At 59.9% G+C, this 11,529-nt stretch carries 7 protein-coding genes and 1 pseudogene; 4 read left to right on the plus strand and 4 right to left on the minus strand.

Features of this window, described 5'->3' with window-relative positions:
* Window position 1: 1 nt before the first annotated feature.
* Entirely contained in the window at window positions 2-2,530 is a 2,529-nt protein-coding gene (locus tag SGN16_RS03630; protein ID WP_335945372.1) for a Tc toxin subunit A, read from the minus strand.
* A gap of 135 nt (window positions 2,531-2,665) precedes the next feature.
* Between SGN16_RS03630 and SGN16_RS03635 the strand changes: the two are divergent.
* Window positions 2,666-2,782: pseudogene (locus SGN16_RS03635) on the plus strand (VapC toxin family PIN domain ribonuclease); the annotation flags it as partial.
* Window positions 2,783-2,838: 56 nt separating this feature from the next.
* Here SGN16_RS03635 and SGN16_RS03640 read toward each other — a convergent pair.
* Window positions 2,839-4,758, minus strand: a complete 1,920-nt coding sequence (locus SGN16_RS03640) for a methyl-accepting chemotaxis protein (RefSeq protein ID WP_210642739.1) — start codon at window positions 4,756-4,758, stop codon at window positions 2,839-2,841.
* Window positions 4,759-4,997: 239 nt separating this feature from the next.
* Here SGN16_RS03640 and SGN16_RS03645 point away from each other — a divergent pair, with 239 nt between their 5' ends.
* Both SGN16_RS03645 and SGN16_RS03650 read left to right on the plus strand, forming a co-directional pair.
* Complete coding sequence (locus SGN16_RS03645) at window positions 4,998-5,690, plus strand: histidine phosphatase family protein (RefSeq protein WP_335945400.1); 693 nt, start codon at window positions 4,998-5,000, stop codon at window positions 5,688-5,690.
* A 24-nt stretch (window positions 5,691-5,714) separates the two neighbouring features.
* Window positions 5,715-6,563: a phosphatase PAP2 family protein gene (locus SGN16_RS03650; RefSeq protein ID WP_210642740.1), complete on the plus strand. Its 849-nt coding sequence runs from the start codon at window positions 5,715-5,717 to the stop codon at window positions 6,561-6,563.
* A 151-nt stretch (window positions 6,564-6,714) separates the two neighbouring features.
* On the opposite strand, the gene katG is transcribed toward SGN16_RS03650, so the two are convergent.
* A complete protein-coding gene (gene katG / locus SGN16_RS03655; protein WP_335945373.1) occupies window positions 6,715-8,979 on the minus strand; it encodes a catalase/peroxidase HPI in 2,265 nt (754 codons plus the stop codon).
* Window positions 8,980-9,350: 371 nt separating this feature from the next.
* On the opposite strand from katG, the gene SGN16_RS03660 reads away from it, so the two are divergent.
* Entirely contained in the window at window positions 9,351-9,941 is a 591-nt protein-coding gene (locus tag SGN16_RS03660) for a hypothetical protein (RefSeq protein ID WP_210642742.1), read from the plus strand.
* A gap of 50 nt (window positions 9,942-9,991) precedes the next feature.
* Here SGN16_RS03660 and SGN16_RS03665 read toward each other — a convergent pair whose 3' ends face one another.
* Window positions 9,992-11,506 (minus strand): ABC transporter substrate-binding protein, encoded by a 1,515-nt coding sequence (locus tag SGN16_RS03665; protein ID WP_335945374.1) that lies wholly within the window; start codon window positions 11,504-11,506, stop codon window positions 9,992-9,994.
* Window positions 11,507-11,529: the final 23 nt, after the last annotated feature.

Here is an 11,529-nt window from a genome sequence, read left to right on the forward strand (position 1 = left end):
GTCAGTGGCAGGCCGCGATCAGTGCTTCACCGACGGTCTTCCAGTCCGAGCTCGCGCTGTCGGCGTTCAGTGCGGTTGCCTTGAGCAAGAGGCTTGCTGATAGTCCTGTGCTCTCGCAGCACGCCTGGCAACGCATGACCCAATCGACGGTTTCCATGGATCGGGCGCGCTTGTGCGGCAGCTGCGCGGTCAGGCAACTCACTTCGTCGGTGCTCCAGTTCAACAGCTTGGCCAGCAGGCTATTGGCATCCTCCTCCGAGTCTTGTGCCGTGCGCTGATTGGCAAGCTGTAGGTAATGCAGCAGGTTTTCTTCCGACTGCGCCTGGTGCCGAGCCCAATGACTGAAGCGTTCGAGCAGATACAGCGTGTACGGCCTCAGCGTTCCGGGGTTGTGGGAGGTCAGCCACTTTAGATTATTCATCAACTGCTGGAGCGTGCTGCTGCCCAGGTGCAACCCATGGCAGGCCTGGGCTGTACGAAGCACTGTCGCCAGAGGAAGGGGCATTTTCCCCGGTGACGCCTTGATGGCCTCGACAATCGCCATGGCGCTGGTGCCGGCCATTTGCAGCAGGCAGGGTACATATTCCGCAGACACGTCAGCCATGTCATGCAGCAGGGTTTCCACCAGGCGTTGGTCATCGAGAGCGTGGGTATCGGCCAGCAGCATCGCCAGTCGCTTTTCCAGGTTCTGATTCAGCGGCAAGTTATTTTTCGTGGTATCGAACAGGCGACACCATTGCAGCACATCACGGTTGTTTTGCCTGAGCCAGTCGACGGCCCAATCCAATGCCATCAGCACATCGAGCATGTCGGGGCTCGGGGATTTATACGTGCGCAGTGACCCGGTCACCAAGGTTTTGCAGAAATGTTCCCCGCCCAATAAATGGGCCAGTTCTGTGCATTCCAGGGGCGTGAGCCCGAACATCCGCGCGATGCGGGCCTGGCGATAGAGTGACGAGACAGTGGATAAATCATGTTTCAACGATGAAAGGTGTTTCTCGGTCTGCTTCGCAAGCAATAGCAGCGAGTCCTGCGTGATGGGAAGTCCAAGGCCGGCACTGAGATAGCTGAAGGTTTTCAGGTCCGTCGTGGCAAGGTCTTCTACCTGAGGGTGTTCAAGCAGTTGGGTGCGATTGAACACTTGGTCGAACAACGGAACCCGCTCACCACAAGCATGGGTCGGCATGTCATGCAGTAGCGAAGCAAATTCTTCAGGCGCGATGCCATGGCGCTGATTCAGGTACCGATAGACCCCCAGCGTGCGCAAGGTATTGGTGTTGAGCGCCATCGTTGTGCTGCCTTCGGCACGCAGGGCATTGACGATCAGCGTATCCAGTTCGGCAACGGGGATACCGGTCCAGCGGTGCAGTCGGATCATTCGCTGCAAGCGGGCCAGACGTTCATGGGATACGTTGGTAAAGGTCTTCGCTGAATTGAGAAACGCCAGGGCTGGTGTCGAGGCCGGCCAGTTGATGTAGGCGGCCCCATAATTGGAATGATTGGAGGATGGGCCGTTGGTTGAAGGACGAGAGCGGTAGGTGCCTTGCGCCAGCAGTTGCTCCAGCTGGTCGGTCGTCAGCCCGGTGCGTGTCTTGAAGAACTCGGGATCATCCAGCAGATTGATATTTTCAATGCCATAGCTTTTCCTCAGGACGCCGATGTTGGCATCCGGACCGGGCGGCTCGATCAGGAGTTTCTGCTGCTCTGGACTGAGCCCGGACAGCAGCTTTTGTGCCTCGATACGGGATTGTGAAACGACCCCGTAAACGGTGTCGCCTGGGGCAAACGGCAACTTCAGGCTCACCCGATAATTCAACGCGCCGAGCGTGGGTTTGTTTGCGCCCAGCCCAAGCAGGCACTGGTGATGATGCAGGTCGTAGGGCAGGGAGAAGGGGTAGTGTTCGCTGGCCAGTACTTCGTGAACGGTCTTGCCGGTGGCTGCCAGGTGCGCCTCGATCTGGGTGCGCAAGGTTTCATTGACGATGCCTAGCATCGGTTGGGCAACGAAGGTGCTCTGCCGATTGAGCCCCAGATTCTTGAGATCCGGGCGCCGTTGTTCCAAGGTGATTTTGTCGGTGGACGGGGAGGCCTTTTCCAACTGCCCGGCAAACAGATACAGCGCCCGCAGATAGGCCACGGGCGAGTCGAATGCTGCGATATCACCTTCCTTGCAGAACTGATCCCAATTCTCGTTGAACAGCGCCTGATAGCGGGTGGACTCCGATATCGTGTTCGAGCCCAGACTGCGGCGCACGCGCTGGCTGGTGTCGCTGGAGGATATTAGCTGCTCTTGATACAGGCGACTGATCTGGCCGGCATAGCACGCCGCGTTGTCATAAACCTGCCCGGCATCCACGTCCGTGTGCTTGCCAAGCTCAAGGGCGAACTGTGTCTTGCCCATGCGCATGACGTCGAAAACCGAGTTCAGCCCCATCCGCTGCAGGGCGGTTCTGAAGTCGGTGTTGGTGTAGTCCTTGCCGGTGGGGGCTTCGATGAGCCTGTGCAACAGAGAGTCGTCGCTTACGTCCATGTGTTGTCCATCTCCTGTTCGAACGAAATATTCGGGTTCAGGAAACCGTACAGGAGCGCGCAATAAAAGGCGGTAGGACGAGGGCGGAGGATTTGTACGAAAGGGCGATGCGTGGGCTGGATTCGCTCGGCAGGCATGGCCGATGCGCAAATTGCAGCTATTTGCCGTACTCACGGCGCTCTGATTGCAACTCGCAATACCAAGGATTTCGAGTTTCCAGGTGTTGAAGTTATCAATCCCTGGAACGCTTGAGTCATGGCTTCACGGCAAGCGCCCATTCCCCCGCCGGAAACGAGCGCTTGTCAGGCTCAAACCCTGAAGTGACTCACCATCATCTGCAACTGATTGCCCAACCGCGCCAGTTCAACACTGGACGCAGCGGTTTCTTCGCTGGCGGCGGCGGTCTGTTCGGAGACGTCGCGCACGTTGATGATGCTGCGGCTGATTTCCTCGGCCACGGCGCTTTGCTGTTCGGCGGCTGCGGCGATCTGCTGGTTCATCGACTGGATGTTCGACACCGTGCGGGTGATGTTCCCCAGTGACACGCCGGCCTTGCGGGTCAGGGCCACGCTGCTGTCGGTCAGGTTGCGGCTGTTGTTCATCACAGCGGCCACTTGTTGGGTGCCATTTTGCAGGCCGGCCACCAGGCCTTCGATTTCCTCGGTGGACTTCTGCGTGCGCTGGGCCAGGCCACGAACTTCGTCCGCCACCACGGCGAAACCACGGCCCGCTTCACCGGCGCGTGCCGCTTCGATGGCGGCGTTGAGGGCCAGCAGGTTGGTCTGTTCGGCCACGGCCTTGATCACGTCCATGACGCTGCCGATCTTGTCGCTTTCCTGTTGCAGCACGGTCATGGCGTCGGTGGAACGCACCACTTCGCTGGCCAGGCGTTCGATCTGGGCGATGGCTTCGCTGACCACCTGGTCGCCGGCACGGGCTTCGCCGTCTGCGGCGGCGGCTGCTTGGGAGGCTTCTTCGGCATTGCGCGCCACTTCCTGGACCGTGGCGGTCATTTCGTGCATGGCGGTCGCAACCTGGTCGGTCTCGACTTTCTGGCTGTTGACCCCGGCACTGGTCTGCTCGGTCACGGCGGACAGTTCTTCGGCGGCGCTGGCGATCTGGGTCACACCATCGCGGATGCCGCTGATCAGGTCGCGCAGGGTCACGCCCATACGGGCGATGCCTTGTTGCAGCACGCCCAGTTCATCGCGACGGGTGACGATGACCGTGTGCGACAGGTCGCCACTGGCGATGCGTTCAACCACGGCCAGGGTTTCGCGCAGCGGACGGGTAATCTGGCGCGTGATGATCACGGCCGCAATGATGCCCATCAGTAACGCCAGCAAGGTGCTGGTCAGTTGCAGGGTGCGCGCCTGGGCGCTTTCGGCGTCGCGGCGGTCGAGTTGGATCTGGTACAGCTGCTCGCTCAGGGAAACGATGCTCGCGCCCTGGTCAGTCATTTCCTTGCGCGCCTGGACCACATCGGCGGTGGCCAGCTTGAAGGCCTGCAAGGCGCTGCGGTATTGGCCCAGGGCGTTTTCCAGCTGGCGCAGTTCATCTTGGCGGGTGCTGGAGAAATGCTCATTCAACGGTTTGAGCGAAGCAATGGCGGCGTCCAGTTGGGTAACGGCCTTGCGTTCGGTATCGGCGTTGCTGTTGGCGGTGTAGCCGCGCACTTCATAGCGGGCCAGCATGAACGCCTGCTTGGCTTGGGTGATGGCCTGGAACTGGGCGAAGCGTTCATCGCTCAGAGCCATCTGCCGCACGTCGGTATCGATGGTCTCGATCAGCTTGTAGGCGATCTCGGCGTTCGCGCCCATGGCGTCACGGGCGGTGTTGCCGGTGCGATAGGCACCGCGCATTTTGTTCAGGGAAACCTGATAGGCGCTGATGACTGCGCTCTGCTCCTTGAGCAGTTTGACGTTTTCCGGGCTCTTGAAACTGCTGAGCAGCGCGTTCTGTTGCGCCACGAAACCGTCGAGGGTGGTCTGCACATTTTGTGCGGCAGTCTCGTCGCCATTGGTCAGCATGTATTGCAGGCGCGTAACCCGCAGCTTGGTCAGGCTGGCGTTGAGCTGGGTGATGTCGCTCATCCAGTTGCTACGGTCGATCAGACCGCCAAGGCTGGTCCAGCTGGTCAGGGCCAGCAGGCAGGTCAGTACCAGCACCAGGCCAAAGCCAAGGCCTAATTTCATGTTGACGCTAATGTTGCCAAACCAGCTATTCATCAAATTCCTCCAGGAACGTTGTGCTGCTTGATCATCGATTGGCTGGAAGATTGTTGTTGTTAAGAGCCAGCAAAAACCTGTAACAGGGCTATATCGGCCACCAAACCTGGATCTGTAAATTTTTTTCCGGCTATCGGGATTGCTGGGTATTGAGGTGCATGCCAAGCTTTTTTTCACATTCGTTTCACTGCCTGCCAACGTCGGTCTCTCTACTGTCGCGCCATCGAATGACTGGGTGGATGCCGTCGGGGCGGCTTGATGTGGAACTGAGACTGAGCCTTTTCGGCCTGACGCGTTCGATCGATACGCGCCGGTTTGCCCGTCACCGAAACACTGTGGTGGCCTTGGCGGCGGCACTGTTGGTGATCCCGTTGACCCTCTGGCTGCTGAGCCCGGCAGCGATACCGGATCTGGCCCACGGCAACGTCGCCGGCGCCCGGGCGTTGGCCGATGGTTGGGCCAAGGGCGAGATGATCGTGCTGGTGCGCCATGTCGAACGCTGCGACCACGCCAAGGCCGCGTGCCTGAATGATCGCGAAGGCATCACTGACCGAGCCCGTGCCGTTGCGGTGGACCTGGGCTCGCGGTTCGAGCAACTGGGCCTGGACAACGCCGACCTCTACAACAGCCCGCTGGTCCGTGCGGCCCAGACAGCGGGCTACATGTTCAACAAGGTGAGTGCGGGTGACGACTGGCTGATCAATTGCCGCCACGACCTTCTACGTAATGCCCTGGCCCATAAAGTCGCCGGGCGCAACCTGATTCTGGTTACCCACAGCGAATGCATGCAGGCGTTGGAAACCGCGCTCCAGCGGCCAACCTCGACGTTTGGCTACGGCGCATCGCTGTTCGTCTCCACCGCCCAGCCACATGCGCCGCAGTTGCTCGGTTTTATCGAAGCATCTGACTGGCGATCGATGGCGTTTAAGTGATTTTCCCCACGTTTAGGACCGCCCATGCTGACGTCTGCTCGCGCCCGTTTCTACGGGCTCAATCTTGGAATTCCCCTGGTCTGCGCGGCAGTGGTGTTCTTGCTGTTCGACATGACTCGCATCGATATCGCCTTCAGCGATTTATTCTACGACCCGCTGCACCAGGTCTTTCCGTTGGAGCACGTGCGGCTGTTCGAGAAAATCACCCATAAGTGGGCCAGGATCATCCCGAACTGGACCGGCGAGGCGGCGATTATCGGGGCGCTGTTGTCGTTTGTCTGGCCGATCTTCAAGCCAGAAAAGCGCCCGGGATTACTTCGCTTGCTGGAGAAGACCCGTTTGGCCACGCCGTTGCGTTTTGCCCACAAGCATCGGCGCGATTTTCTCTATGTGGTCTTTGCATTTTCCCTCAGCACCGGGGTCATTCATTACCTCAAAGGTCACACCAGCGTGTATTGCCCGGTGGAAACCACCCAGTACGCTGGCAAGATCGAGCACAAGGAATGGTTCCAGAACTTCAATCTGTTGAAAGTCGCCGGTGATGGGCGCTGCTGGCCAGGCGGCCACGCGTCTGGCGGCTTCACGATGCTGGCGTTGTATTTCGTGGCCCGCCGTTACCGTTGGCGTCATTCCAAAGCGGTGATGTATGGGGCGCTGGCCCTGGGGTTCGTCTACGGCACGACGCGGGTCTTGCAGGGTTGGCACTACATGTCGCACACGTTCTGGGCGGGGATTTTCGTCTGGTTGAGCTGTTGGCTGATGGCGCTGATGTTTTATGGACGGGTGGTCCTGGCGCAGCCGGTGTTGACGCGACGTCCGGTCACTATCGGGCCAGCCGTACCCGAGTTGGGTAACGCGCAATCGCCGGCTTGAATGGCAGGCAAAAAAAAGCCCGCGGGAGGGCGGGCTAAAACCTTAGTTTCTTGAATGAGCGAGGGGACTTTACCCAATCACACGGGGGTGTGGGGTGAAGAAAAGTTCATGAGGCCGCCTCCTTGCCAGGCCTCATGCCCTCGGACTCTGTTCACCGAAGCTCAAACCGATCCAGGTTCATCACCTTGACCCACGCGGCGATGAAGTCTTTGACGAACTGCTCCTGGGCATCCGAGCTGGCATAGACTTCGGCCAAGGCCCGTAGCTGCGCGTTGGAGCCGAAGACCAGGTCGACGCGAGTGCCGGTCCATTTGACTTGGCCGGTCTTGCGGTCACGGGCTTCGAAGGTTTCCTGGGTATCGGAGAGCGGTTTCCATTCCACGCCCATGTCGAGCAGATTGACGAAGAAGTCGTTGGTCAACGCCCCTGGCCGTTGCGTAAAGACGCCGTGCGCGGTGTGGCCGACATTGGTATCAAGTACTCGCAGACCGCCGATCAATGCTGTCATCTGCGGTGCGCTAAGGGTCAGCAGCTGTGCCTTGTCGATCAGCAGCGCCTCGGCGGATACGCGGTACCTGCCCTTGAGGTAGTTGCGAAAGCCATCGGCGATGGGCTCCAGAAAACCGAACGACTCGACATCCGTCTGCTCCTGGCTCGCGTCCATGCGCCCCGGCGAGAACGGTACCGTCACGCTGAGCCCGGCATTTTTCGCCGCCTGTTCAATGCCAGCGCTGCCGCCGAGCACGATCAGATCCGCCAACGAGATCTTCTTGCCGCCGGACTGGGCGGCGTTGAACTCGTTCCGGACCTTTTCCAAGGTCGCCAGCACCTGAGCCAGTTGTTCCGGCTGGTTGGCGGGCCAATCTTTCTGCGGGGCCAGGCGCAGGCGTCCACCGTTGGCGCCGCCGCGTTTGTCGGAACCGCGGAAGGTGGATGCCGCGGCCCAGGCAGTGGACACCAGCTGTGAAACCGACAGGCCAGAGGCCAGCAGCTTGCCCTTGAGGGCGCTGACGTCGCCGTCGTTGACCAGGGCATGGTCAACCGCCGGGATAGGGTCTTGCCACAGCAGTTCTTCATTGGGCAGTTCCGGGCCCAAATAGCGCGAGAGCGGGCCCATGTCGCGGTGGATCAGCTTGAACCAGGCGCGGGCGAAGGCGTCGGCCAACTGATCTGGGTTCTCCAGGAAACGCCGCGAGATCTTCTCGTAGATCGGGTCGAAGCGCAGCGCCAGGTCGGTGGTCAGCATCGTTGGGTTACGCCGTTTGGACGGGTCGTGGGCATCGGGGATGATGCCGGCGCCTGCGCCATTTTTTGGTGTCCATTGGTGCGCACCGGCCGGACTTTTGGTCAATTCCCACTCAAAGCCAAACAGGTTTTCCAGGTAATTATTGCTCCAGCGGGTGGGCGTGGTGGTCCAGGTCACCTCCAGGCCGCTGGTGATGGTGTCGGCGCCTTTGCCGGTGCCGAAACTGTTCTTCCACCCCAGGCCTTGCTGTTCCAGGCCTGCGGCTTCGGGTTCGGCACCGACATTGTCCGCGGGCCCGGCGCCGTGGGTCTTGCCGAAGGCGTGGCCACCGGCAATCAGCGCCACGGTTTCTTCATCGTTCATGGCCATGCGGGCGAAGGTTTCGCGGATATCCAGCCCGGCAGCGACCGGGTCCGGCTGGCCCTCGGGGCCTTCCGGGTTAACGTAGATCAGCCCCATCTGCACCGCTGCCAGCGGGTTCTCCAGGTTGCGTCCCTGGTCGGTACGGCTTTCTTCGTTGCCCGGTTCGGCCACCAGTTGTCCTTCACCGGGATCCTGCATGGCGGCTTTATCCGGTTTGCCGTAGCGGACATCGCCGCCCAGCCATTTGTTTTCGGAACCCCAATAGACGTCTTCATCCGGTTCCCAGACGTCCGCACGACCACCGGAAAAACCGAACGTCTTGAAGCCCATGGACTCCAGCGCGACGTTGCCGGTGAGGACGATCAGGTCGGCCCAGGAGATGTTGCGGCCATACTTCTGCTTGATCGGCCAGAGCAGCCGACGGGCCTTGTCGAGGCTGACGTTGTCCGGCCAGCTGTTGAGCGGGGCAAAACGCTGCTGGCCGGAACCTGCCCCACCGCGCCCGTCACCGGTGCGGTAGGTGCCGGCACTGTGCCATGCCATGCGCACAAAGAGCGGCCCATAGTGGCCGAAGTCCGCCGGCCACCAGTCCTGGGAGTCGGTCATCAGCGCCCGCAGATCTTCCTTCAGTGCTTGAAAATCCAGGCTTTTGAAGGCTTGGGTGTAGTTGAAGTCCTCGCCCATGGGGTCGGACAGCGACGAGTGCTGGTGCAGGATCTTCAGATTCAGTTGGTTCGGCCACCAGTCGCGGTTGGTCGTGCCACCGCCGGCGGCGTGATTGAACGGACATTTCGATTCGTTTGCCATGAGGAGCTACCTTTGGTCGTGTTCATCCAGCTATCCGGCCCGGTCGGGCTTTTTTAGCGGTAGGTGAAATCAAGGACGTAGGGCAGGGCTCACTGTTCGCTCAACTGATCGTCATGACCACGCGCAACGTGAGAGCGGTCTAGTTGCCAGTACGGTGGCCCACGGCAAGCCCAGTACGTTTCTGAACGTTTCGTATCTCTTGTCAGGTTCAGGTCTCAATGGGCCGGATTACACCAGCCTGAATTAAGGCTAGCCCCCCTCTGCCAGATAGCTAATAGGCGCAGTATTAACGGTCGATAGGGACAATCTTTTATCGGGCCCCAGAGGTGAGGCAGATGATATGAGTGGCGCCTGCCGTGACGGACCCAATAATGAATAAATGCCCGCGCAGCACGGCCTTCCATGAAGCGGGTCATGCCCTGGCCTTCTGGTGGAACGGCCAACCGATAAAACGCATCACCGTGCGTACCAAGGCCCAAGCCTGCACGGGGCCTCTGTTCGACCTGTGTGGTAACCCCCTGTACGCAGAAGGGATGGTGGAAGCGGATTACCTTGTCCCGCGCCCGGCCTTCAACGCTCCGGGAATCGCTGAATACCTGCCCTCGATGGTCGATGCCATTGAACGCGACCTGCTCCATTGCTTCGCGGGGCCCGTGGCCGAGGCGGTCTACCGGCACCGCAGGTCCGACCGGTTGATCAGGGGCAGCGGCCGGGGAGACCTGGACCGGGGGCTCGAATTGATCAGCCTGCTGCCGCCGCGCAAGCTACTTGATGCCGAATCCCAGGCCATTGCCCGCTGCAGCTGTCTGGTGCATCGCTACTGGCCGGCTGTCAGCGCCGTGGCGGGCTTTCTGCAAGAGCACGGCACGGTTGAGGGGAGCGCCGTCACAGCGCTGCTGTGCGAGATGACCGGGGAGCGACCGATGTTGCTTGGCCATCAAGTGGCAAGCCTCGACTCGTGATCAAGGCGTTGCCACTGGCCCTATCCGACACGGATGAAAGCCACTGCTCGCTAGCGCTTCACCGTTTCCTCAAGAGAGAAACGCCCCAGTGGGTTTTGCTGGAAGTGCTCGATGTTCTTGCGCGAAATATTGATGTACGGGCTGTAGTAGAGATCGATCCAGTTGACGTCCTGCTTGGCGATCGCCTGAAGGTCGGTATACATCTGCTTGCGCTTGGTCGGGTCCACTTCTACCCGCGCGGCCGCGACCAGATCCTTGACCTTGTCGTTCTTGTAGCGGGTCATGTAATTCATGTTGGTGTCATGCCCCAGCACGAAGGTGGTCTTCTGGTCCGGGTCGAGGATGTCGTTGGTCCAGTACATCACGGACAGATCGTAATCGCCGTCGATCAGCATTTGCCAACTCTGGGTCGGGTCGACTTTCTGTAACGTGGCTGTCACGCCGACCGCTGCGAGCTGTTGCTGGACCAGCACAGCGATCTGCTCGTCGGCTTCATTGCCCGCATTGACCACATAATTGAGCTTCAGGCCTGAGGCGCCTGCATCCGCCAGCATTTTCCTGGCTTTTTCCGGGTCGTACGGGCGCTGCAGATTATCGGCATTGTGATAAAGCGCGCCTTTAGGGATGTAGGAATAAGCCACTTGGCCATGGCCGAAGGTCACGGTATCGACCAGGGATTTTTTGTTGATCGCAAGGTCCAGGGCCTGACGTACTTCAGGCTTGCCCAGCAGTCCGTGCTCATGGTTGATCAGCAGATGGTCCTCGCGGGTGGAGGGATCCATGTGCACGACCAGGTTGGGATCTTTCTTCAGGGTTTCGACGCGCGAGAAGGGCACGAAGATCGCCGAATCCAGTTCACCGGCCTGTACCTTCAGCATCCGCGTATTGTCATCCGGGATGGAGATCCATTCCACGCCATCCAGGCTCACCTTGTCGGCCTGCCAGAAGTTGGGGTTTTTCTCCAGCATCACGCGATCACCGCGTAGCCACTCCTTGACGATAAAGGCGCCAGAGGCAACGGGGTCCTGGGCGTAGGCTTCCTCACCCATTTTTTCCATGGCCTTTTGCGACAGGATGGAGACGTTGGGCAATGCCAGCTGCGCGAGGAAGGGTACTGAAGGGCCCGTGAGTGTCACCACCAGTGTCTGCGGGTCGGTTGCTTGGGCCTTGTCGATAATCTTGTAGGAGTCGCTCCACAGCGACCCTTTGTTGTCGCGAATGCGCAACAGACTGAACGCTGCATCGCTGGCGGTAATCGGTGAGCCGTCGGAGAACTTGGCCGAGCGTAGTTTGAAGGTATAAGTCAGGCCATCGTCGGAAACGTGCCAGCTTTCGGCCAGCCCCGGTACCAGCTTGGTGCCGGTGTTGTCGACGCGCACCAATACGTCGTAAACATTGGAGAACACCCAGTTATCACGGTTCTGCGCGCTTTTGATCGGGTCGAACGTCGTACTTTCTTCACGGCAACCGATGGTCAGCACGCCCGCAGCCTGGGCGACACCGGCCGCCAGGGTACAAACGGTCAACGTCGCGGCGGTCAGCAACTTCAAATGTTTCGATCGCATGGTCAAACTCCCTATTGATGAAT

It is taken from the genome of Pseudomonas sp. G166 (assembly GCF_037027455.2).
GTDB lineage: Bacteria > Pseudomonadota > Gammaproteobacteria > Pseudomonadales > Pseudomonadaceae > Aquipseudomonas.